This is a genomic window from Chitinophaga sp. (genome assembly GCF_039596455.1).
In the GTDB taxonomy this organism is placed as follows: Bacteria; Bacteroidota; Bacteroidia; order Chitinophagales; family Chitinophagaceae; genus Chitinophaga.
Genome location: NZ_JBCNJR010000006.1, coordinates 246,898 through 270,579, shown reverse-complemented (window position 1 = coordinate 270,579; position 23,682 = coordinate 246,898). Strand labels below are relative to the sequence as shown.

The 23,682-nt window shown below is 53.9% G+C and carries 22 protein-coding genes; 12 read left to right on the top strand and 10 right to left on the bottom strand.

All coding sequences use genetic code 11. The features are described from left to right. Nucleotides 1-3: 3 nt before the first annotated feature. The 5 genes from ABDW36_RS18990 to ABDW36_RS18970 form a co-directional block, all read right to left on the bottom strand. Complete coding sequence (locus tag ABDW36_RS18990; protein WP_343703509.1) at nt 4-930, bottom strand: dihydrodipicolinate synthase family protein; 927 nt, start codon at nt 928-930, stop codon at nt 4-6. Nucleotides 931-947: 17 nt separating this feature from the next. Then, on the bottom strand, nt 948-2,438 hold the full coding sequence (locus tag ABDW36_RS18985; protein ID WP_343703508.1) for a RagB/SusD family nutrient uptake outer membrane protein: 1,491 nt from the start codon (nt 2,436-2,438) through the stop codon (nt 948-950). Between the two features lie 11 nt (nt 2,439-2,449). After that, on the bottom strand, nt 2,450-5,809 hold the full coding sequence (locus ABDW36_RS18980) for a SusC/RagA family TonB-linked outer membrane protein (protein WP_343703507.1): 3,360 nt from the start codon (nt 5,807-5,809) through the stop codon (nt 2,450-2,452). A 457-nt stretch (nt 5,810-6,266) separates the two neighbouring features. After that, nucleotides 6,267-6,962, bottom strand: coding sequence for a GntR family transcriptional regulator (locus ABDW36_RS18975; RefSeq protein WP_343703506.1), 696 nt, complete (start codon nt 6,960-6,962; stop codon nt 6,267-6,269). A 54-nt stretch (nt 6,963-7,016) separates the two neighbouring features. Further along, entirely contained in the window at nt 7,017-7,523 is a 507-nt protein-coding gene (locus tag ABDW36_RS18970; RefSeq protein ID WP_343703505.1) for a cupin domain-containing protein, read from the bottom strand. Between the two features lie 38 nt (nt 7,524-7,561). Between ABDW36_RS18970 and ABDW36_RS18965 the strand changes: the two genes are divergently transcribed. The 7 genes from ABDW36_RS18965 to ABDW36_RS18935 all read left to right on the top strand — a co-directional run bounded on the left by ABDW36_RS18965 (nt 7,562) and on the right by ABDW36_RS18935 (nt 12,989). Further along, nucleotides 7,562-7,924, top strand: a complete 363-nt coding sequence (locus ABDW36_RS18965) for a hypothetical protein (protein ID WP_343703504.1) — start codon at nt 7,562-7,564, stop codon at nt 7,922-7,924. A 514-nt stretch (nt 7,925-8,438) separates the two neighbouring features. Then, the gene (locus ABDW36_RS18960; protein WP_343703503.1) at nt 8,439-8,975 is read left to right on the top strand and encodes a TetR/AcrR family transcriptional regulator; all 537 of its coding nucleotides are present in this window, start codon (nt 8,439-8,441) and stop codon (nt 8,973-8,975) included. 39 nt (nt 8,976-9,014) lie between these two features. After that, complete coding sequence (locus ABDW36_RS18955) at nt 9,015-9,260, top strand: hypothetical protein (RefSeq protein ID WP_343703502.1); 246 nt, start codon at nt 9,015-9,017, stop codon at nt 9,258-9,260. Nucleotides 9,261-9,309: 49 nt separating this feature from the next. Continuing rightward, nucleotides 9,310-10,569 carry an MFS transporter gene (locus tag ABDW36_RS18950; protein ID WP_343703501.1) on the top strand — a complete coding sequence of 420 codons (1,260 nt, stop codon included), beginning with the start codon at nt 9,310-9,312 and terminating at the stop codon, nt 10,567-10,569. 241 nt (nt 10,570-10,810) lie between these two features. Then, nucleotides 10,811-11,437 carry a TetR family transcriptional regulator C-terminal domain-containing protein gene (locus tag ABDW36_RS18945; protein WP_343703500.1) on the top strand — a complete coding sequence of 209 codons (627 nt, stop codon included), beginning with the start codon at nt 10,811-10,813 and terminating at the stop codon, nt 11,435-11,437. A gap of 9 nt (nt 11,438-11,446) precedes the next feature. Continuing rightward, entirely contained in the window at nt 11,447-12,763 is a 1,317-nt protein-coding gene (locus ABDW36_RS18940) for an AarF/ABC1/UbiB kinase family protein (protein WP_343703499.1), read from the top strand. A 55-nt stretch (nt 12,764-12,818) separates the two neighbouring features. After that, the gene (locus tag ABDW36_RS18935) at nt 12,819-12,989 is read left to right on the top strand and encodes a hypothetical protein (RefSeq protein WP_343703498.1); all 171 of its coding nucleotides are present in this window, start codon (nt 12,819-12,821) and stop codon (nt 12,987-12,989) included. A gap of 8 nt (nt 12,990-12,997) precedes the next feature. On the opposite strand, the gene ABDW36_RS18930 is transcribed toward ABDW36_RS18935, so the two are convergent. The 3 genes from ABDW36_RS18930 to ABDW36_RS18920 are packed head-to-tail and all read right to left on the bottom strand — an operon-like array spanning nt 12,998 to nt 15,523. Then, nucleotides 12,998-13,339 (bottom strand): cytochrome c, encoded by a 342-nt coding sequence (locus ABDW36_RS18930; RefSeq protein ID WP_343703497.1) that lies wholly within the window; start codon nt 13,337-13,339, stop codon nt 12,998-13,000. Next, entirely contained in the window at nt 13,336-14,793 is a 1,458-nt protein-coding gene (locus ABDW36_RS18925; protein WP_343703496.1) for a PQQ-dependent sugar dehydrogenase, read from the bottom strand. Before ABDW36_RS18925 ends, ABDW36_RS18930 begins: the two co-directional genes overlap by 4 nt. Then, on the bottom strand, nt 14,774-15,523 hold the full coding sequence (locus tag ABDW36_RS18920) for a DNA-formamidopyrimidine glycosylase family protein (RefSeq protein WP_343703495.1): 750 nt from the start codon (nt 15,521-15,523) through the stop codon (nt 14,774-14,776). Before ABDW36_RS18920 ends, ABDW36_RS18925 begins: the two co-directional genes overlap by 20 nt. 304 nt (nt 15,524-15,827) lie before the next feature. Here ABDW36_RS18920 and ABDW36_RS18915 point away from each other — a divergent pair, with 304 nt between their 5' ends. From ABDW36_RS18915 to ABDW36_RS18895, 5 genes are read left to right on the top strand one after another with little or no spacing between them, the layout of a single operon-like run. Continuing rightward, nucleotides 15,828-16,811, top strand: coding sequence for a glycosyltransferase family 4 protein (locus ABDW36_RS18915; protein ID WP_343703494.1), 984 nt, complete (start codon nt 15,828-15,830; stop codon nt 16,809-16,811). Nucleotides 16,812-16,834: 23 nt separating this feature from the next. Further along, nucleotides 16,835-18,739, top strand: coding sequence for a glycosyltransferase (locus ABDW36_RS18910; RefSeq protein WP_343703493.1), 1,905 nt, complete (start codon nt 16,835-16,837; stop codon nt 18,737-18,739). Beyond that, the gene (locus ABDW36_RS18905) at nt 18,717-19,286 is read left to right on the top strand and encodes an HAD family hydrolase (RefSeq protein ID WP_343703492.1); all 570 of its coding nucleotides are present in this window, start codon (nt 18,717-18,719) and stop codon (nt 19,284-19,286) included. The genes ABDW36_RS18910 and ABDW36_RS18905 overlap by 23 nt, the downstream gene beginning before the upstream one ends. Then, nucleotides 19,258-20,727, top strand: coding sequence for a D-glycero-beta-D-manno-heptose 1-phosphate adenylyltransferase (gene rfaE2 / locus ABDW36_RS18900; RefSeq protein ID WP_343703491.1), 1,470 nt, complete (start codon nt 19,258-19,260; stop codon nt 20,725-20,727). Before ABDW36_RS18905 ends, rfaE2 begins: the two co-directional genes overlap by 29 nt. Continuing rightward, nucleotides 20,727-21,830 carry a glycosyltransferase family 9 protein gene (locus tag ABDW36_RS18895; RefSeq protein ID WP_343703490.1) on the top strand — a complete coding sequence of 368 codons (1,104 nt, stop codon included), beginning with the start codon at nt 20,727-20,729 and terminating at the stop codon, nt 21,828-21,830. The genes rfaE2 and ABDW36_RS18895 overlap by 1 nt, the downstream gene beginning before the upstream one ends. On the opposite strand, the gene ABDW36_RS18890 is transcribed toward ABDW36_RS18895, so the two are convergent. Together ABDW36_RS18890 and ABDW36_RS18885 are read right to left on the bottom strand one after the other, a co-directional pair. Further along, nucleotides 21,770-22,750, bottom strand: a complete 981-nt coding sequence (locus ABDW36_RS18890) for a glycosyltransferase family 9 protein (protein ID WP_343703489.1) — start codon at nt 22,748-22,750, stop codon at nt 21,770-21,772. The genes ABDW36_RS18895 and ABDW36_RS18890 overlap by 61 nt on opposite strands. Beyond that, entirely contained in the window at nt 22,716-23,681 is a 966-nt protein-coding gene (locus tag ABDW36_RS18885) for a glycosyltransferase (protein ID WP_343703488.1), read from the bottom strand. The genes ABDW36_RS18890 and ABDW36_RS18885 overlap by 35 nt, the downstream gene beginning before the upstream one ends. Nucleotide 23,682 lies beyond the last annotated feature (1 nt).

Genomic DNA, 23,682 nt, shown 5'->3' with positions numbered 1-23,682 from the left:
ATTTTAAGTATGAACAACGTTGCGCGCAGGCGCTTTGTCAAAGAAAGACAGTGCGGCCAGCTCGTCCCTGAATTTCAGGTAGGCCGCTTCGGGGAAAGTGGTGAGCGGCAGGCGGCAGGGGCCAAGGTCCCAGCCCAGCATTTGCATAATGGCCTTCTGCCCCGGAATGGGCGGATATTTTACCAGTATGCGGATCACTTCCACCATGTAGGCATGCAGGGCGCGGGCGCGCTCCATGTCTCCCTTGCGGAAGGCTTCCATGGTTTGCAGGTAAAGCGGCGCGGCAAAGGTGTAAGTGCTGCCGATAGCGCCTTTTGCGCCTACGGCCATGGCTGGCAGCAGCATTTCATCAAGCCCGTAAAGAATATCGTATTTACCGCCCTGGTACTGCAGGCAGGCCTGGTATTCCTGCAGCGTGGTGGCAGTGTATTTGATGCCGGCCAGGTTGGGAATGGCGGGACCCGCAATTTCCAGGAACTGGATCATGTCCATGCCTACGCCGGTGAGGTGCGGAATATGGTAGTAGTAGAACGGCAGCTCCGGCGCGGCGGCGGCAATCTGCGCCATGCTGTCTGCCAGGTTCTGCACGGAAGTGGGTTTGAAATAAAAAGCGGCTACGGCGGAAATGGCGTCCGCCCCTATCTGCTGGGCGTGCGCGGCCAGCTGCCTGGCCTCTGCAATGCTGCTGTGGCCTACGTGCACAAAAATAAGCAGGCGTTTGTTGGCAGCCTTTGTGAATGCTGCCGCTACTTCCATTCTTTCAGTTGTAGTCATGTTAGGGCCTTCACCATTGCTGCCGCAAACAAAAATACCCCGCAGCCCGTCTTCCACCAGTTTGTCTACCAGCGCGGGTATCAGGCTGTAGTTGATAGACCCGTCTTCATGAAAAGGTGTGAATGCAGCAGCAATTAGTCCTTGTACTTTTTCCATATTTCGCAAATGTGTTATTAATTGTATCCTTCGGTTTGAGTGATCAGATCGTTGTTGGCCATCACGGTAATATTGAGCGGCCAGTAAATGGGGGTGGTTTTGCCCACCAGGTTAGGAATGTATTTGTAAATGTCCAGCGTTCCGCCTTTGTGGAAACGCACCAGGTCGTACCAGCGTTTATTCTCAAAATACAACTCCCGGCCGCGTTCGTCCAACAATTCTTTTTCAACGGTGAGTTTGTCTGTGGCGCCCGTGTAGGGGCCGTTGCCGGTGCGCACCCTTACCTTGTCGAGGTACTGGATGGCGGGGCCCGTCTGGTCAAGCGCGGCGTAGGCTTCTGCCTTCATCAGGAAGATGTCTGCCAGGCGGTACATGATGATGTCGTTATCCGGCACGCGGTCATCTACATAACGGGTGCCGGGGTACTTGGTGATCCAGGAAATTTTGGGGCCGGTGGTTTGCCGTTCTGTTACCCAGGTGAAAGGAACACGCTTGTCATTCGGATATTTGGCAAACAGCGCGCGGGAAGCAGGGCTGATCTGGTAAGCACCCTGGCCGTTGGCCGTGGTTTCGCAATACGGCAGGCTATCCAGGTTGAGCGCGCCCTGCACGCCGGTTTTATAAGGCAATGCATTCATCACGTAAGGCGTGGTGTTGGGAATACCGCTGATGCCGGTGGTAGGCTCATCCCTCAGGAAAAACGCGGCCAGTATCACTTCCGGGTTGGTAGCCGCGCGCACGGTGGTTACATTTTTGAAATCTGCATTGAGCGTTACGCCAGTTTTTTCCACCTCGTCAATGGCCGCAATAGCAGCGTTGAAATCAGCCGCGCCGCCTCCCAGCACTTTGGCGCTCCACAGCTTTACGTCCGCCTTCAGGGCCTGCGCCGCGCCGTACGTGAAACGGTATTTGGACGTGTACGTGGCGGGGTTGAAGCTGCCCACAGATCTGAAAAGGCTGATGGCCGTATCCAGGTCTGCGTTGATCTGTTTGAACACTTCGGCGGCGCTGCTGCGGGGCAGTACCGGCACGTTGTCTCCTACCACGGCCTGCAGCATAAGCGGCGCATCACCAATTACGCGGGAGAGGTGGAAGTAAAAATACGCCCGCAGGCTGTAGGTTTCCGCCAGTATCTTTTTCCGCAGATCGGGATTGGAGGTGAACGGGAACGGCGCTATTTTTTCCAGCAGCAGGTTGCAGTTGCCGATGGCCTTGTACCAATCATTGTAGTTAATGGCTCCTGTAGTAGGACTGAGAATCTGGTTCCAGGCCGTGCCGAAGCGGGAGTTGAGCGCAGGTACCAGCTCCTCTCCCCTTTCTGTACCATACGTTACGTTATTGGCAAAAAAGCGCATGAAGGGGTAGATGCCGGTTACATACGGCTCAAAATCACTTTCGTTGGAGAAATAGTTTTCGTCCGTGATGCTGGACTGCGGCTTTATATCGAGTATGCTCTTGCAGGCGGCCAGTGAGGCCAGCAGCAGGCTGAACAGGAATATCTTTTTCATCCTTCTGAATTTTAAAATTTAAGGGTTGCACCTAATGAGAACTGCCGTGGGCGCGGATAGCCAATGGCGTCAAAACCCGTATAAGATTCCGGGTTGATGCCTTTGTACGCGGTGAGGTAGCCCACATTGTACACGCTGGCAAAAACATTCATGCCGGTGGCGCGTATCTTTTTCATGATATGACGCGGTATATCGTAAGAGAGCGTGATCTCGCGCAGGGCCAGGAAGTCTCCCTTCTCATACATTACGGACACATCTGAAGAATAGCTGTTGTTTACACCCAGCGTAGCGCCGCGCAGGTAGTTGCGCTGGCCGAAGTCATAATCGGCAAAAGAGAAACGCGCATATTTTTTACCCGCGTCTCCCGGTTTCTGCCAGATGTCAGGCCCCAGCGCCTGCTCGGGAGCACCTTCGTTAAAGGCCCTGCCCTGGCCAAGAGAGCGGGCCAGCGCGCCGTTGCTGATCATGTGGCCCATGGCATAGTCCAAAGAAATTTTCAGGTTGATGCCCTTGTATGAGAAATTGTTCTGCCAGCCGCCGATCTTATTGGGCGTACGGTAACCCTGGAATACCTGGTCTTTGGTGTCTATGATGCCGTCGTTGTTAACGTCTGCAAATATGAAATCTCCCGCGCGTTTACCTACCTGCTGGCCGGATGCGGAGGCCAGGTTGTCTTTATGCGTCTGGTTCCAGGCGGCGGCCTCTTCGTCCGTAGAAAAAACGCCCAGCACCTGGTAGGCCCATAACCCGAAGGGGCGCTCCCCTTCCGCCAAACCGCCCACTTCGATATTGGATTTGCTTACCGGGTCGTAGATCACGTCTCCGCCTTGCCTGTTTTTGGCGCGGCCGTTACCCGGCAGTTCCTTGACCAGCTGTTTGTTGTAGGCAAAAGAAAAATTCGTTTGCCAGGAGAAGGAAGGCGTTTGCAGCACCGTGCCGCCAATTTCCACTTCCACCCCGCTGTTCTGCAGCACGCCGTTGTTGAACACAATGGAACCAAAGGGCGCTTCAGAAGGCAGGGGCTTTGAATCAATACGGTCTTTGGTCAGCTTGCGGTACAGGTCTACCGTAACGTTCAGGCGGCTGTTGAGGAACGCAGCGTCTACGCCCACATCCATGGAAGTAGTGGTTTCCCAAACCAGGCCGGGGTTGGCCAGGTTGGCGCGGTAAATGCCGGAGCCCTGCGCGTAAGAGACGGCGTTGTACCGGCCGTAAGTATCTGTAATGGCCAGGTCACTGGTGCCCGCCTCACCCCAGCTGGCGCGCAGCTTCAGGCTGCTAACGGCTGAAGGCTGCAGGTGCCAGAAATCTTCCCGGTGAATGTTCCAGCCAACGGAGGCGGAGGGGAAGAGCGCGTACTTGTTCTGTATCGCAAAGTTGGAGAACCCGTCGTACCGCAGGGCGGCGCTGGCCAGGTACTTGCCGTTATAGTCATAGCTGAACTGGCCAAAGTAACTGGCAGAGCGGGATTCTCCGAGGCTGGTGCCCCATTCCGTTACGTTGGTTACCACCTTGCCGTCTACAATAGCGGTAGAAGGCTCGTTGATGGTGTAGATATAATCATTGTTGGCCCTTTGCGAGCCGATGTCTATCCTGCTGTTGGTGTTGCGGGTGAAGTTAAAACCACCCAGCACCGTTACATGATGATCTTTCAGGAAGCTGAAATCATACTGCAGCACCTGGTCTATCATCAGCTGGCGGGAGTTGTTGGTGTTCTCGTTCTTCTGCCGCTGCGTAGAAGGCTGTACCTCATTGGGAGGGGTGGCCTTGCGCATGAACATATAGCGGTAGTCTTGCAGCAGGTAGGAGATGGAGGGCCTGTAATGCAGCCCCTTCAGAATGGTCCAGTCTCCCGCCAGGCGAGACACCAGGCGTTCTGTAGACACGCGTACGTCATCATACTTCAGCGTGTGCAGGCGGTTGCGCACAGTGTACAGCTCCCCCGGCGTGGGGTTGCCGTCATCCTTGAAAATGCGTATCAGCGGGGTGATGCGCGTACCGCGTGTGAGCTCGTTCTGGAAGTTTTCCACGTAGTTAGGCAGAACATGCTGATAGTTGAGCATGGCATCCAGCCGGAAGTTGTCTGACGCCTGGATACCGAAGTTGCCCAGCGCGTCATACCGCTTGTAGTTGGTGCCCACAAAGGCGCCCTGCTGATCTGTATAACCCAGCGCCACGTTGTAGTTGGCCTTTTCAGAGCCGCCGTCTACAGACACGTTGGTATTGTTGGAGAGGCCTGTTTTCCAGATCAGGTTCTCGTAGTTATTATCTGCATACAGCAGTTTGGTACCGGGATTGATGGGATCATCCATCGTCATCCAGCCATTTGCCAGCAGGTTGTCTACGTAGGCCTGCCCTTCTATGGCCACAATATTATCATATAAAGCCGTGAGGTTGATGTTGTTGCCGTACTGGCCTTTGGCCGTATACACGCGGGTGCCGGCGGAAAAGCCGCCGTTGTTGAGCAGGTTGTTCTTGTCCAGCTTGTCTGCTGTGTTTTGCACGGTGGTACGGGCCAGCTTGAGGTACTCCGTAGCGGACAGGTATTTATAATCCCTGGCGGGCGTTTCCCAGGTGGTGCGGTGGTTGATGTTCAGGTTCATTTTGCTGCCGGCCTTACCGCCCTTGGTTTTGATCACAATTACGCCGTTGGCGCCGCGGGCCCCGTAGATGGCGGTAGATGCCGCATCTTTCATCACCTGTATGGATTCGATGTTATCAGGGTTTACATCACTCATGGAGCGGAATACCCCGTCTATGATCACCAGGGGGCTCACGTTGCCGTCTGTGTTGGCCACATTGCCGCCGCTGGTGCCTGAGCCGGTACCGTACGCGTTGAGCTTGGTGCTGCCGCGGATAATGATGTTGGTGGCCCCTTCACCCGGCTGGCCGGACTGGATGGGGATAGACACGCCGGCAATTTTCCCCTGCATGGCCTGGATGGGGTTGGGATTGGACGTGTTCTTCAATTCCGCCGGGTTGAGTTTGGAAATGGCGGCGGTGGTTTTGGCGCGTGATTGTTGTACGTACCCCACTACTACCACATCTTCCAATGTTCTGTTAGACAGGGCCAGGATAACGTTCAGTGTTGTTTTCCCGGCTACGGTTACCTCCCGGGTGGTATAGCCGATATTGGAAAAAACAAGCGTGGCGTTGGCGGGCACGCTGAGCGAAAAGCTGCCGTCTGCGCCCGTAAAGGCGCCTTTGGTGGTGCCTTTTACCTGCACGCTGGCAAATTCAAGCGCTCTGCCGGTGGAGTCTGTGACTTTACCGGTAACGGTCTGCTGTGCCTGGGCGTAAACGCCCTGCATGGAAAGCACAGTAATTACCAGGAGAACTCTCCATTTGGAGATGAGAAGTTTCAGATTCATAACGGATCACTGTTAGCGGAAAAAATGGAATTTAGCTATTATTGTATTTATGTAGTACATATCAAATGTAGATTAAAAATGGGAATATCTCCAAATTAAATTTTTGAGGAGGTAGAAGAAGACTGGCGGCTGATTGGGAAATGGAATGATATGAACGGAGCTGGTGAGATTGAATATGTAGAACGAATGGGAATAAAGGAGGCAGTAAATGAAGCTGGAACTGTTGGGCCGGAAGGGTTGAATATGCAGCGTGGATAAAGAAGATACAGCAGGTGGAAAAGAAAGATCAAATACGTAGATGGGGATTGTGGAAACATGCTGGCAGGAGAAAAATCCTGATGGGGGAAATGAATGCGGATTTTAACCGGCGGCTGACAAGACGGCATGAAGGCCGGCAAATGAGAACAGACGGGGATCTGACTCCATGCATCAAATCCCCCTCCTCCCTGCCGGCGGCTTACTTCTTCAGCCGGTTAAAATGCGGTTTCAGGTGCTCCAGCATGCCCTGCCTGAATTCTTCCTTGCTGCCGTTCTTCAGGATGTTTACCAGGTCAATGTGGGATACTTTGCCTATTTGCGGCACCTTCTCGAGGCTGATCACATAGCCGAAAATGGGCAGCAGCATATTCTGGAAGCGCAACAACGTCTCGTTGCCCGTCATCTGGTATATTTTACCGTGGAAGGCAATTTCGTTGTTGATACGGAAGGCCTGCCCTTTCCCCCGGGGGTCCTGGCTTTTGGCAATGGCTTCCAGCTCTTCAATGTCTTTTTTTGTTTTGCGGAGATAGAGGATGTCTGCCAGGCCCATTTCAAGGGTGAGCCGCAGCTCGAAAATATCCTGCAGGGTGCTGTCGTCAATGATCAGCGGGTCCAGCACGCGTTCAAAAGAGCCCAATATGTCTGGCGTAGACAATATCATGCCCCTGCGCTTTTTGGTTTCTATCATGCCCAGCATGCGCAGGCGGCTCAAGGCTTCTCTTACTACATTACGGCTAACGCCCAGCGCTTCGGCCAGTTCATTTTCAGAGGGTAATGCGTCCCCGGGTTTGAAGGACTTTTTCTTAAGATACTCGCGCAGCTCTTTTTCCACCACGTCTGCCATGGTGCGCTGCGCAATGGGGCCCAGATCTTTTATCAGATCGTTCTTTGACATATGAAGAAGACAATTTTGTATAAATGTAGAACAAATTCACCAATCCTCATTTTTTTATGCCCGTGTGAGCAATGCAATGAGGCCCGCGTGTTGCGGGAATTGTTTGGACAGTGTTTCCCTTTCCGCTAGCTCAAAATCAGCGAAATCAAAACCCGGCGCTACGGTGCAGCCTACCAGCGCAAAACCGCCCGTTTCTTCCACGCTTGACGCAAACCAGCTTCCGGCGGGAATAACCAGCTGCAGCTGCTCTCCCTGCCCAACATCGCGGCCAAGGCGGTGCACATGCAGGGAACCGTCTGGTTTTATCTCGTAAATATGCAGGGGCTGGCCATCGTAGAAATGCCACATTTCGTCTGCGGCAATGCGGTGAAACGCGGAAAAATCACCGTCTTCCAGCAAAAAATAAATAGCCGTTGATGCATTGCGCGCACCGGCAAAACGTTCCGGCAATGCCTCCCGGTCAATCACCAGCGGTGCGCGATACGTTTCCCGGAAAGATCCTCCCTCAACATGCTGCGTGAGCTGTAGCGTTTTCTTCCAATGTTCAGCTGTTGTTTTCATGGGCTAAACTTACAGTTTTTCCTTATATTTATAATGCTTTGCGACCTTTACTCGCCATATGCCTGTTTGCAGCGTTAAGCCTGCAGTTTACCGCCCGCCTCAGCGGGTATGTGAATTGTATGGTAACTGCCTATATCGCAGACCATAAGGATTTTGCCGAGGACTGCGGATGTGCGCATTACATTGCACAGGCATTTGACGGTCAGGGGAACAATAACCAGCTGCAGCCTTCAGCCCACGTGCTGAAACTGCAGGATTATGTGCCGGCACATTCCTGGCCGGCATTGGCAGCCGTGCCTGCCCCCGCTTTCACCCCGCCGCTGATGGCTCCCTGCCATTACAGCAAAGGGACTATGACGGATGTTTTCCGCCCTCCCTGCATAACTGCTTCCCTCTCATGATCTAAAGTATTTATTCACCCTCGGTTTGTTATTACGTATAGTTGCACCAGTTTCCAAGACATCACAGCTTCCGTGATGCAAGCGCGTATGTGATGAATACCGTATTGGCTACCCTGCTCTTGCCGCGTGGTGAGATGCCGGCTGTTGCACTGTGTTCCGCCCCTGCCTGGCCAGCAAGGGAGAAGACATGGCAATACCGGTATTGTCCGCTGGCCGGGAAAAAGGCATACCGGCAGCACGCCTCCTGACCGCTCCGCCAGGCATAGCCCTGCACTGCAGCAGTGCTAATGACCCGTACCGAGCTGTCATGCCACCGGCAAAACAGTGCAGCCCAAGTAGTTATACAGGAAGTGCGGCCGCAAAGCAGCAAGATGCTCCCATCCCGGGGGCATCTTTTTTTTATCTAGCCCCCAAATAAATTTTATAAGTAAGCGAACGCTCACTTATCTTTGTGGCCATTATGCGGATCAGGGACGAAAAGAAAATTTGCCAGCTTCACCAGAAAACGGTTGAAATGATCGTACAGGAAGGGCTGGACGGGTTCGGGATCAATAAGCTGGCCAGGGCGGCCGGCGTATCTCCCGCCACCATTTACATTTATTACAAAGACCGGGAAGACCTCATCATCCAGACCACCCTGCGCGTTTCGGATGTAATGCTGCAAGAGAGCCTGAAAGACTTTGATCCGGCCATGGGTTTTGAGGAAGGGCTGCGCAAACAGTGGCACAACCGGGCCCAGTATTTCCTGAAGAACCCGCTAGACGTGGAGTTTATGGAAAAAATGCGGTACTCCCATTTGTATGATAAAGTGGCGGTACACCTGTATACTTCTTTTAAAGACGTGATGGGGCGGTTTTACAACAACGCCGTAAACAGGAAGGAGCTGATACCGCTTTCCTTTGAAGTATACTGGGCCGTGGCCTATGCGCCACTGTACCAGCTGATCAAGTTCCATACACAGAAAAAGGCTTTTGGCCATAAAAAGTTCACCCTTACGGAAGACGTCATGGAACAGGCGCTGCAACTGGTATTGAAAGCCCTGAAACCCTGACGCGTAAAAAATTTAACCACCTGACTAAATGCGCTTACTATGAACACAAGTTTTATGACGGACACGGGGCTGGAAGTACTGGTATTCCGCACCAATATCCGGTTCAAGAAAGATCTGCAACTGATAGGGCCCGTGCTGGACAAACAGCCCGGCATACAGCGGTGGACGGTAGACCGGGAAGACAGCGACAAAGTGCTTCGTATCGAAACCAACTCACTGCTTGCCAGGGACGTCATCCAGCTTGTAACCCACGCTGGCTTTGACTGTGAGGAACTGCCAGAATAAACGGCCCGGCTATTGCGGTCTTTTTTCTAACAATACACACTACAATTATATGAAAACAACGGAACGGGTTTTTTCACGATACCAGGTATTCATCATAGCCATACTTGCCCTGCTTCAATTCACGGTAGTGCTGGATTTTATGGTGCTGAGCCCCCTGGGTGAAATTTTATTGGGCAAGCTGCACATCACCACCCGGCAATTTGGGCTGGTGGTATCTGCCTATGCATTCAGCGCGGGCATTTCAGGGGTACTGGCGGCGGGCTTTGCAGATAAGTTTGACCGTAAAAAAATGATGCTGGTATTTTACTCCGGCTTCATCATCGGCACCTTTCTTTGCGCGTTGGCCCCCACCTATGGCTTTCTGCTGGCCGCCCGGGTGATCACCGGCCTCTTTGGCGGGGTGATCAGCGCCATAGGCATGGCTATTATAGCAGATCTTTTTAAACCGGAAGTACGCGGACGCGTGATGGGTTTTGTCCAAATGGCCTTTGCCCTCAGCCAGATCATTGGCGTGCCCATGGGCTGGGAGCTGGCCAACAGGATCAACTGGCATGCTCCCTTCTGGATGATTGGGACCTTCGGCACCATCATGGGCATTATAATGGCCGTTTACATGAAGCCGGTTACAGCGCACCTGCAGCAGAAAGTGGAAAGGAACGCCTTTGTGCACCTGAAGAACACGCTGCAGAACAGACACTATTCCCTGGCTTTCTGCACCACCATTTTGCTTTCTACCGGCGGTTTCATGCTGATGCCCTTCGGCAGCACCTTCAGCCGGCATAATATGGGGCTGGCACAGTCAGACATCACCATCCTCTACATGGCCACCGGTGTTGCCACCTTCATAGGCGCGCCCATTCTGGGCCGGTTGAGTGACAAGCTGGGAAAAATGAAAGTGTTCCTGGGCGCCACCCTGCTCACCAGCATCATGGTGGTAATTTTCACCAACCTGGGCATTACCCCGCTCTATATGGCCATTGCCATTAATGCGCTGATGATGATAGGGGTATTTGGCCGGATCATTCCCGCCCAGGCCATTATGACCTCGTTGCCCAGCGTGCAGGACAGGGGGGCGTTCATGAGCGTCAACTCCTCCGTACAGCAGATCTCCGGCGGCATAGCCTCCATTGTGGCAGGGCTCATCGTGTATCAGACCAGCAGCGGGGTGTTGCTCCATTATGAAATACTGGGATATGTGATTTTAGGGGCTTTTGCCTTTACAGCCGTTATGATGCACTACCTCAATAAACAGGTGCAGCGGCAGACGGCGCCGGTAGTTGCGCCGGATGAGGTGGCCATTGCCTCCTGAGTAAAAACGGCTGTTCCATCAAAGCGGAACAGCCGTTTTTGATCTTATTGTCATGATCGCTTCGTTTTTGTATTTAAAAACAGGCCATTGGCAAATATTTAACAATTGCCGAAAACAAGCCACTGTAGCTAATTCCCATCATTTTCCCCCGGTACCGTCACACGCCCCCGATTGTTGTAAGCAAGCGCGCCGTAAATTTGTAATGTCCCCACAAGTTCTTATCATTTAAAAGGTACCGATTATGGAAAAACACACCATTCGCGAAGCATATAAACGCTACTGGCTCGAAAACGGCAAAAGGCCCGTGTCTGTTTTCGCCCTCTGCAAGGTCCTGGACATCCCTGAATCAACATTCTATGAATATTACAGCGCCATGGAAGGCGTGGAACGAGACATCTGGCTGGACTTTTTTCAGCGTACCATTGACCAGTTAAAAGACGACCCTACCTATCAGCAATACTCCGCGCAGGAGAAACTGCTGGCGTTCTATTTTCTCTGGGTGCAGAAACTGAAGGAAGACCGCAGCTACGTGCTGCAGCAGCATCAGCGCTCCCATTTACCGGGTGGCCAGCTACGCCAGCTGTCCGATTTCAAAAAAGCGTTTTACGACTATGCCGCCGGCCTCATCAAAGAAGGCTATCTCACCACGGAAATAAAAGAACGGAAATATATTTCAGACCAGTACGTGCACGGCTTCTGGATGCAGGCGCTGTTTGTGCTCAAATACTGGATAGAAGACAGCAGCCTGAACTTTGAAATGACAGACGCCGCCATTGAAAAGGCCGTACATCTCAGCTTCCAGCTGATACAGTCCAATACGCTGGACAGCCTGCTGGATTTTGGAAAATTCATACTGACCAGGAAATAACATTTACGGATGAAAGAACAGACCAACATCCCTACCGGCAAAGTGGAAAGGGCCGGCAGGTTTGTAACCACCGGACTGAAAGTAGGCACCAATTATATCAAACACTACACCCGCAAGCTGATAGACCCCACCATTACGCGAGACGCGCTTCACCAGGAGAACGCGGAAGATATATACGCCACCCTCAGCAACCTGAAAGGCAGCGCCCTGAAAGTGGCGCAAATGCTGAGTATGGACAGGGGCATGCTGCCCAGGGCCTATTCCGAACGTTTTGCCATGAGCCAGTACAGCGCCCCTCCGCTTTCCGGGCCGCTGGTGGTGAACACTTTTGTGAAAACGCTGGGTAAAACACCTGCGCAGCTGTATGACCGTTTTGATATGAAGGCCAGCAACGCCGCGTCTATAGGCCAGGTGCACAAAGCGGCCAAAGACGGTAAAGAGCTGGCCGTGAAAATACAGTACCCCGGCGTGGCCAACAGCGTGAAGTCAGACCTCCGCATTGTAAAACCCTTCGCCATCCGAATTGTAGGCATGAACGAAGTGGATATGGACAAATACTTTGACGAGATAGAGTCCAAGCTGCTGGAAGAAACAGACTATGCGCTGGAGCTGCACCGCTCCCGGGAACTGTCTGCCCAGTGCGCCCACATCCCCAACCTGGTGTTCCCAACGTATTACCCGGAGCTGTCTTCAGACCGCATCATCACCATGGACTGGCTGGACGGCCTGCATCTGAAAGAGTTCCTGGCCACCAACCCATCGCAGGAAGTACGCAATAAAATCGGGCAGGCGCTGTGGGACTTTTACCAGTTCCAGGTACACAAGCTCAAAAAAGTGCATGCAGACCCGCACCCCGGCAACTTTTTGCTGCGGGCAGACGGTACAGTGGGCATTTTTGACTTTGGCTGCGTGAAAGAAGTGCCGGAAGATTTTTATGTGAACTATTTTCTGCTGACAGACAAGGAAGTGCTGAAAAACGAAACGCGGCGCCGGGAAATTTATACCAACCTGGAAATGATACACCCTTCAGACACGGAAAAAGAAATTGTTTTCTTCTCCGGCCTGTTCCAGGAAATGATCCGCCTGCTTACCCATCCCTTTACGGTAGAGCGTTTTGACTTCGGCAACGAAAATTATTTTAACGAGATCTATGCGTACATGGACTACGTGGCAAACCTGAAGGAGGTGCGCGAGTCCAGGGTAGCCCGCGGCAGCCGCCACTCCCTGTACATCAACCGTACCTACTTCGGGCTGTACTCCATGCTGAGTGACCTGAAGGCAGACATTGTAACGGGGCAGGAAAGGATACGGTCTCTCATGCAATAATACAGCCGTTCCATTCAGGCACACAATATGCGGTGGTTCCTTAAAACTCACCGTTATGCTAGTACCATTGCTCGCCCTTGTAGCCGTGTTAGTGCTGATCATTGTATATGTGGTGTTCCAGTCCAACAAAAAAACGCGTGACAAGGGCAACGAAAAGCTGATCAACCGCAGCGTTCCGCCTTACGAAACAGACACTACCAAGGCCGGCTCCGCTGATGCCGAATAAACCCGGCATCAGGAAGGCTGAGGCGTACGGCGCTTCATCGTTTTGAGGTATTTCATGATGTGGTTCAGGTCAGCGCGGCTGATCACGTCCGCCTTGAAAGCGGGCATGGCGCCAAGCCCGTGCCTCACCTGGAAACGTTTGATGAAGCCCGGCGCAGGGTTATTGTTCAATGCGGGCCCCAGGCCAGATTCTCCCATGGGGTGGCATTTCTGGCAGTACTGCATGTACTTGTCACGCCCCATCACCGCTTCCGGTTTCACTTCTTCCTTTACTTCCGTGGCTGGCATGCGCCTCGCAGAGCAGGAGGCCAGCAGTGCGCCCAGGCAAATGGTGAACATGTACCGTTTCATAATACCTCCTGTTTTGAGATCTTCCAGATAACCCCGGTGTTTTGTACCGGCACAGACTGCCCGTCCGGGGTAGTTTTAAGAATGCCGAAATCCACGATGTAAAGGCTTTTCCCCGAAGGGTCAAATTTGACGGATACAGGTCTTTCCAGACCACCGGTTTCCAGCTTGCTGGCAGGGCCGTTCTTTCTGCCTTTGTTCACCGCAAAATCTTTCACCTCTCCGGTGGCCACATCTACCCACACTACCTTGAAGCCCACGGGTGAGAGTACTTTACCCACATTGGGCGCCATGTCTCCAAACTGGGCAACAAATGCCTTACCGGCAAAACCAAATTGTTCGCTTGTGGAAAAATCAATGCCGTTAGACGAAGAGTGTACCGCAAATACGGCCACGGGTTTCGGCACGGTAGCTCTCGGGGCCTTCAGAAGCGGCTGCGGGGTAGGGCTGCCGGGCGGTTTAAAAAGTTTGATGGGCTTGCCTTCCGAATAATCAGGCCAGCCATACCAGCCACCGTCTTTTACTTCCCACAGCACATCACCAACACCCCACAGCGGGCGGCTGCCGCGGTCATCTGCCGCATTTTCCGTTACGTACAGCTTGTTGTCTGGCGAAATGGCCAGCGCGTAAGGGTTCCGCAAGCCCCAGGCTACCAGCTCCGGTTTGCCGCCGGTAACCGGTACACGTAGTATAGCGCCCGTGCAAGGCAGCCGGCCTTTTATTACCTGGCCGTCTTTAGCCGCCGTATTGAACGGCAGGTAGGCGCCGGTAACGGCTTTATCTGCCGGGTCTGTAGTCAAGGGGTTGTCTGTTTCGAAATTTACACCGTTGAGTGTGATGTCTTCACAGGGAATGTCGTGCAGGGAAGGGTGGCGTTTCAACCAGCCGAAGGCCGCATTGTCTGGCCCTACCACACCGGAATTGGTGGCGGAACCAGTGCCAAAATAGACATACCCGTTCATCACCACTGGGCCGTTAGTATGATGGTCTGCCTGGCCGGGCAAGCCTTCCACCAGGGGTGTGAGTTTCCCGTCTATGCCGGCCCTCAGTATTTTACCGCCAGACGTTTGGCCGCCTTCAGCAATATAGAAATTCCCTTTGTGCCAGCAAATGCCTGTCCACGGCCCATTTTTCTCTCCCTCCGCTATCGTTTCCGCCTTGCCGTCCGTAATTTTCAGCAGGCGTGGGTGGGTAAACACTTCCCCGTAGCTATAGCCCGCCTCTATGGCGTATAGCCCGCCGTTGTCATCAAAAGCCACCGCGGTGGGAAAGTTGAGGCCGGTGGCCACTACTTCCGCACGGTAGCCTTCGGGCAACAACAGGTCTGCAGCCCGCGTGGTGCGGTTATGCGGTACGCTGGTCTGGCCGCCGCCTTTGGAAGCCCTCGTGCCATAACAGCCGTACATGATGGCCAGCAGGCATAACAGCAGGCAGGCGTTAATATTTTTCCTGTTCATCTGTATAATATGTTTTCCTTCCACCAGTGGAAGCATGTTTAATAGCAGCGCCGGCAGGGCTTTCCCCTTTCCCGGCACGATGTATCTTCAAAAACTCCCGGTACTCGCCAAAAGTGGCGTCTTTGTGGTGTTTCCGGATCTGTTTTACAGCGTCTTTCAACACGGACCGGATGGCTTTATGCAGTGTCTTAACCTTTTGGGGAGGAATATTGCGGCTCACGGAAAACGGGGAAATGCGCGCTTCCCACAGTATTTCATCTGCATAGGCATTGCCGATGCCGCGCACTTTGTGCTGGTCTGTCAACTGTTTTTTAACGGTGGCCCTGCTTCCTGACAACAGCTTTTCCAGGTCTGGCAGCTTCAATTGCGTTAATGCGTCCGGCACATTGGGAGTACCGGGGTTCATGCTATAGCTGGCCATCTTCCTGAAATCTGTCAGCGCCAGGCCTGTACCGTCTTCAAAGCTGATCTCCAGCATTGTATGGGCGTTCGTATTTTTCTGCCGGAACACATGCAGCTCACCGTGCAGCATCAGGTGCATGCCCAGCACAGCGCCATTCCGGAAGCGGAACCGCAGCTCCTTTCCTTCGCGCTCCACCTTTTCCAGCACCTGCCCGGTGATCTCCTTCTTTACGGTTGTACCACGGCCTTTCACGGCTTTCACCTTTTTGCCTTTCAGTTGTTTGGTGAGGCTGGCGCTGAAAACTTCCAGATCTGGTAACTCAGGCATATATCTGTTTTTTTTGAAGTAACAGCGACACAATTCATGCCGGGTAATCTGCGCCTGACAAGGGATAACAACGGTGCATCGTTTGCTACAGTTGAGTAATTAAGTCAACAACCTGACTGCCTGATCCGGCTACTGTAGCGGCATACGGCACAACATGAATTATCTGACACATATACCTACAAAGCTACGGCTATGGCTTGTCTGAAGTGCTTCTACAGGCTACCCGCGGCAGAAGTAACAACTTTGGCCCTTCTTTCTTTGGTTCCATAATTGAATCACATCTTTCAATAAACAATTGTGATGTATGGAAATCATGCGGCAGCAAAGAATAAAAGTGTTCACATGGCATGTACACGGCAGTTACCTGTATTACTTATCGCAAGGCAATTTCGACATCTACATTCCCGTAAATACAGACAAGGATGAAGGCTATTATGGCCGTGGCCATACGTTCCCCTTTGGCCCCAACGTGATTGAAATTCCGGCAGAAGAAGTGAGGGAGCAGGATTTTGATGTGATCATTTTCCAATCCGGGAAAAATTATACAACAGACCAGTATGAGGTACTGTCAGCAGACCAACGGCTGCTGCCGCGCATTTACCTGGAGCACAATACGCCTGCAGGCAGCGCAGTGAACACACGGCATATTGTGGATGACCCCGGGGTGTTGCTGGTACATGTTACGCATTACAACGAGCTGATGTGGAACAATAACCGTACGCCTACCGTAGTGATCGGGCACGGCGTAACACAGCCCGAAGAGCCGTATACCGGGGAGCTGGCCCGCGGCCTGGTGATCATCAACCACCTGCCGCAGCGGGGCAGAACACTGGGCTGGGATATTTTCCGGCAGTTACGCACGCAGCTGCCGCTCGACCTGATTGGCATGGGCAACGGGGAAGACGGCAAAGGCGAAGTGCTGCATCCCGAGCTGCCTGCCTTTAGGGGGCGCTACCGTTTTGTTTTTCACCCCGTACGCCACACCAGCCTGGCCCTCTCGGTATGCGAGGCCATGATGCAGGGCATACCGGTGGTGGGGCTGGCCACTACGGAACTGGTAACAGTGGTCCAAAATGGCTATAACGGTTACATACATACGAACATCCGTTACCTGGCAGACTGCATGCAGCGGCTGCTCAATGATCCGCATCATGCGGCAGAGCTGGGCGCGGCAGGACGTGCTACCGCCAGGGAACGCTTTTGCATTAAAAGATTTACCAACGAATGGGAGCACCTGCTGAGCAGCCTGGTACAGCAAAAACCGGTGGCAACTGCAATTTCCATTTAAACCTAAACTAAACATGAACAGGTATGAGAACCAGGATTGCTTTTATCAGTGAGCATGCCTCTCCCCTCGCCGCACTGGGCGGCGTAGATGCGGGCGGACAAAACGTGTATGTAGGCGAGCTGGCGCGCCAGGTAGCCAAAAAAGGATTTGAGGTAGACATCTTCACACGGCGGGAAAGCCCTGCCTATCCCCGCTGCCTGCAGTGGAGCCAGCACATCCGCATTATTCATGTAGACGCAGGCCCGCCGGAGTGCGTGGAAAAAGAAAAGCTGCTGCCGTACATGGCCGCCTTCCGTGATGACATGATCAGCTTTATCAGGGAAGAAGGTATTCACTACCACCTGGTGCATGCCAACTTTTTTATGTCCGCACTGGTGGCCATGGAGCTGAAAACGCTGCTGCACATTCCGTTTGTGGTAACCTTCCACGCGCTGGGGCATGTGCGCAAGCTGCACCAGGGCGGGCAAGACAGGTTCCCGCCGGAACGCACGGATATTGAAGAAGAGGCCATCCGGCAGGCAGATATGGTAATTGCCGAATGCCCGCAAGACAAGGAAGACCTGATACGGCACTATAATGCGCCGCCGGAGAAGATCACCATCATTCCCTGCGGTGTAAACCCGGAAGAAATGTTCCCGGTCAACAAACAGGTGGCCCGCATGCACCTGAAGCTGCCGCTTAATGAGCATATACTGCTGCAGCTGGGCCGCATGGTGCCCCGCAAGGGAGTAGACAATGTTATTGAGGCGCTGGGCAAAATGAAATACATGGGCAAAAAGACGCGGCTGATCATTGTAGGGGGCGAAGCGGAGGTATGCGGCGAAGGCATCAACCCGGAAATTGCCCGCCTCAAAAAAGTAGCCAGGGAAGCGGGCGTACAACAGTCTGTTACCTTTGCCGGCCGCAAAAGCCGCGACGAGCTGAAGTATTACTACGCCGCAGCAGACCTGTTCATCACTACACCATGGTACGAGCCCTTCGGTATTACCCCCCTGGAAGCCATGGCCTGTGGTACGCCGGTAGTAGGGGCGGCCGTAGGCGGCATCCGCTACAGCGTGCAAGACGGGAAAACCGGCGCCCTGGTACCGCCACGGCAACCGGAAGCACTGGCGGAGAAACTGAATACCTTGCTGGCAGACCCTGCGCTGCTGGCTACCATGGGGCAGCAGGCCATCAGGCGGGTGCATAACCTCTTTACCTGGCATCATGTGGCGCATAAAATGGTACTGGTGTACGAACAGATCATTACCCGCCACAGCGTGGCCGTAGCAGGTACGGTACTGGAAGACTTTTCAGTGATAGACAAGGCGTTTGACAGCCTGGAAACCACGCTGGCCCTCAGCCGCCGTCAACTGCGCGCGCCGCTGCGGGATGCGGCCCACCATATTTGCCGCTGCCTGCTGCACGGCAAAAAAATACTGGTATGCGGCAACGGCGGCAGCGCGGCAGAAAGCCAGCACTTTGCCGCAGAACTGACGGGGCGCTTTGAAATGCCCCACCGTCCCGCGCTGCCAGCCATCAGTCTTACGGCAGACACGGCCTTTCTCACCGCATGGGCTAACGATACCGGTTTTGACGATGTATTTGCCCGCCAGGTAGAAGCGCTGGGCCGCAAGGGAGACATTCTTTTCTGCATCAGCAGCAGCGGCAACTCTCCCAACCTCACACGGGCGCTGGAAGCGGCCCGCAGGCAACAGATGCTCTGCATCAACCTGCTGGGCAAGGGCGGCGGAGAAGCAGCGGCGTACGGTGACCTGAACATCATAGTACCTTCTTCCAGCACATTGCGCGTGCAGGAAATACAGTTGCACCTGCTGCATTCCATTTGCCTGCTGGTGGAAAAAAGATTGTTTGCCCTGCAAGAAGGCAATGGCACTTTACAAAAAACACAATTAGCGGCCGCTCATGAAAAAGGCAGTGTTCATTGATAAAGACGGTACGCTCATCAACAATGTACCGTACAATGCAGATCCCGCGCTGGTGAGCCTGCAGGAAGGCGCAGCGCTCAGCCTGCAACTGCTGCAGGCCAACGGCTACATGCTGGTAGTTGCCTCCAACCAGTCTGGCGTGGGGCGCGGGCTCTTCAGCGAAGCTGCGCTGATGGAGGTAAGTAACAAGATCAGGCAACTGCTCCCCGTGCAGCTAGACGGTTTTTTTTACTGCCCTCACCTGCCGGAAGACCACTGCGTTTGCCGTAAACCCAGACCAGGGCTGCTCCTGCAGGCTGCCGCCCTGCTCAACATAGATCTGCACGCCAGCTGGATGATAGGAGACATTCTGCATGATGTGGAAGCCGGTAACCGCGCAGGCTGCAGAACAGTGCTGCTAGACAACGGCGGCGAAACGGAGTGGGAAGTAACGGAACTGCGCAAGCCGGATTATATAGCCGGAGATCTGCTGGACGCAGCTGCTTTTATTATTGCTAACGAACATCAACATAAACCGTATGTACAATCATCTGATTACCCAATTTAACCTGTTGTCTATCCTTGTTATTGGAGACATGATGACAGACCGTTATCTGAAAGGCAGCAGCACCCGCCTTTCACCTGAAGCGCCGGTGCCGGTGGTGGATATTCATACCCGCACAGACGTGCCCGGCGGCGCCGCTAATACAGCCATCAACCTCCGCCTGCTGGGTGCTTCAGTTACCTTTTGCAGCGTTACCGGGGCAGATGAGGAAGGCATGGCCGCATTGCAATTGCTGGAACAGCACGGCATTACAACCGCGGTATACCAGCACCCGTTCCGCCAAACCATTGTAAAAACAAGGGTGCAGGCAGACGGGCAATTGCTCACGCGGTATGACTGCGGTACCGAAACGCCCCTCACGCCGGAAGCAGAAGCCATGCTATGCCAGATGCTGGAGCAAGAGTATCCACGGCATGATGCGGTGGTGATTGCCGACTATAACAAAGGCCTGCTCACACCCGCAATAATTCAAAAGATAGAGGAACTGCAGGCGGTACATACGAAGCTATTGGCTGTAGATGCAAAAAAGACCAGCACCTACCGCCGCCTGCGCCCTTCGCTCGTAAAGCCGAACTACACGGAAACCTTGCAGCTCACCGGCCTTGCTGCTCAACCCGCAGGCCGCTGCCAGCAAGTAAAGGCGCATGGAGCACAGCTGCATGAAGCCACCGGTGCAGACATTGTAGCCGTAACGCTGGATGAGGAAGGCGCCGTTGTTTTCCACAACAATGAGGCGGTGGCCGAAGTACAGGCGCCGTACGTGCCCCACCCCAACGTTGTTGGAGCGGGCGACGTATACATTGGCGCATTCACGCTTGCCCGTGCGGCGGGCGCCACCATCCCGGAGGCCGCCAATATTGCGGGCGCGGCCGCCGCAGTAGCCGTTACCAAAACAGATACCGCACATTGCAGGCAGTCTGAGCTGGAAGCGCATTTTTCCCTGCAGCAGAAAGTCAATACCGGCATTGAACAGGTAAAAGCGCTTACTGACATGTACCGCGCCCAGGGAAAAAAGGTGGTATTCACCAACGGCTGCTTTGACATCCTCCACAGCGGCCATGTGAGTTACCTGGAACGGGCCAGGGCATTGGGCCACGTGCTGATAGTGGGCATCAATACAGATGAAAGCATCCGCCGGCTGAAAGGCAGCCACCGCCCCATCAACAACCTGCAGGAAAGAATGCAGGTGCTGGCCGGACTGGAAGCCGTAACACACCTGGTGCCCTTTGGAAAGGAAACAGACGATACGCCTGCTGAGCTGATAACCGCCATCCGTCCGCAAGTGTTCGTAAAAGGTGGAGACTACACCCGCGAAGAACTGCCGGAAGCCGCACTGGTGGAGGCCATGGGAGGCAGCGTGGAAATACTCCCGTTGGTACCGGGGCGTTCTACTTCACTGGTGATCAGGAAAATATCTACACACAAAATGCTTAAAACCGTATAATGAAAAGGATTCTGTGTATCAGACCGGACAATATGGGAGACATACTGATGAGCACCCCCGCTATCAGGGCACTAAAAGAAACTTTCCGCGCACACATTACATTACTGACCTCTTCCGCGGGGGCGGCCATTACGCCCTTCATTCCGGAAATTGACGCCACCATTGTATTTGACGCACCCTGGGTGCAGCAGCCTTCTACCGAGGTACATCCCCTGCATGACGTGGTGCAGCTGCTGAAACTCAACCGGTACGATGCGGCCGTTATATTTACCGTATACAGCCAAAATCCGCTGCCTTCCGTTATGCTGGCCTACCTGGCCGGTATTCCGGTACGGCTGGCCTACTGCCGGGAAAATCCCTACCAGTTGCTGACCCACTGGCTGCCGGACAAGGAGCCCTACACGCTTATCCGCCACCAGGTACAGCGTGACCTTGACCTGGTAGCAGAGCTGGGCGCCTATACAAGCCGGCAAACGTTATCACTGAAAAGCGATCCTCAGCAGTGGCCCCGCGTGAAACGGAAACTGCAGGCCGCCGGTGTAGACCTGCAGCAACCGTGGCTGGTGCTGCACCCAGGTGTAAGCGAAGTAAAACGCCAGTTCCCTTTACAGCAATGGGCCGCTGCCACGCAATTGCTGACGCGGGAAATGAACATGCAGCTGGTGCTCACGGGCAATGAGCAGGATACAGCGCTGGCAGCGGCGTTGCAACAGCAATGCGGGGAGGGATGCTTTAACCTGGCAGGACAATTCTCTCATGCCGCATTTATTGCATTGATAGCGCAGTGCCCGCTGGTACTATCCGTCAACACTGTTACGGCACACATAGCCGCAGCTACCGGCACGCCTGTAGTGGTGCTGTATGCGCAAACCAATCCTCAACATACGCCGTGGAAAGCAACTTCAGCCGTACTCTATTTCGACGTGCCGGAAACGCTGCGCAGCAGAAATGAAGTGATCCGTTTTGTGCATGAGTACTATCCTGCGCAACCCGGCCCGGACGCCACACCTGGTAACGTACTGGCGGCCGTGCAGGCGCTGTATCAAACCCGCAGGCCTTTTGCAGCCAACAATGCCCTGGCTTCTTCCAGTACAATATTGTAATCCGGTTTCACCGTCCAGTCAATGGTGCGGTGCAACGCGTGGTTGAGCGGCGCCCAGCGGTGAGGCTCTCCGTCCATGCTGACAATTACACTGGGCGTTTTCAGGGCGGCCGCTATGTGAGATACACCGGTACAATTGGCAAACAGGGCCGCGGCGTGGTGTATAAGGCAGGCTATTTCATCCAGCGACGTTTGGCCCGCAAGGTTCAGTGCGGGATAATCCATCCGGGCTGCCACTTCCCGCGTCAGCGGCTTTTCACCGCTTGTACCGGTCAATACAATGGTGTAGCCCTCTCCCGCAAAAAAATCCGCCAGCGCCGCAAAATGCCGTGCAGGCCACTGCCGGGCGCCGCTGCGTGAGCCGGGGTGAACGCAAATGAAGGTATCCGGCAGGTTCATTCCTGCCGAATAAGGGAACTCCAGATGCGTGCCTTGCGAAGGAATACCTAAATATTCCATCAGCAGCAGGTGGCGGTTAATTTCATGCTCGTCTTCCGGGTACTCCATGTATCTGGACGCATCAGGGCAATAGTCCCGCCTTCTCCAGAAACCGGCCGTAACCTTTGCTCCCAGTGATTCTATCAAGGGATTGACAATAAAGCCGTTTCCCTGCATCTGCAGCAGCAGGTCAAATTTGCGGGCGCGGATATCATCGCAAAAAGCATCTGTGATTTTTGCGTTTACAGGCTGTTCAGGCAGGCCCGGGTAACCGGGAAATAAAATGAACTCGTCAACATAGGCGGAAAACCTTTCGGAAAAATCGGCGGCCCAGGGGAGGCCGATGAGCGCTATATGAGCATGGGGGTACGCATGCCGCAGTGCGCGCAACGCCGGTACGGCACACAGCATGTCTCCAAGTTGCAAGGCCCTGAAAATGGCAATGGTATTATACATGGCTTCTCCTGAATTTCCAGGCGCCATACCAGTACCAGTAAAGGGACAGGAACGGGATGAAAACAGATGTAACGGTCATTTCCAGTACGTGTGAGGGGGCGTGCGAAGTATCCCACAGCCGTTTTGCAATAAAGACCAGCAAGGTGCAGGCCCATATGCCCAGGCATATCCATGCCAGCGTATAATTGCGTACCAGCAAGGCGACCAGCCCTCCTGCAAGGCCTGCTGCCATCACATAGTAATATACGGGCGGGCCTTCATTGATACGTTCCCGGTAATAAGCGGGAAACTTTTTATGCAGCAAGGCATTGAACATTGTTTTTTTCTGTTCAAACAGGCTCACACCCCACCGCGCCGGCCTCACCGGGTGCACAACAATAGCTTCCGGCAAGGGCTCCAGCGGTATCTGGTTTTCCAGGATGGAAAATTCCAGGTCACTGTCTTCCCGCCAGGCCATCTCGAACCGTTCATCAAAGCCGCCCGTTTTTTCCAGCACACTGCGGGTGCAGGCACAATTGGCCGTCACAAATTCAGCCGTTTCAAGCCTTGCCGTGTTCCACTCATAGTCTGTAGGCGTGGGCGGTACCGGCACTATCACTTTACCCGCAAATGCGCAGGGTGCCTGATGCCGGGCAGATTCCCAGATGGTTTCCAGCCAGTGCTCGTCCGGCAGGCAATCATCATCCGTGAAGGCAATCAGTTGCCCGCTGGCAATTTTCCAGCCGGCGTTGCGGGCGGCGGCAGGGCCCTTTTTGCCGGGCAGGGCTATGTACTCAATGTCCAGCAGGCCGGTGTGCTTCCATGACACTACCAGCTTTTTGGTGAGCAGATCAGGGCCGTCGCTAACCACCAGCACCTCAAACTCGTCTTTCGGAAAACGCTGCCGGGCCAGCGCCTTAATGCACTCCATCAGCAGCAGCGGCCGTTTGTAAGTAGGAATGACAACAGAGATTTTCATA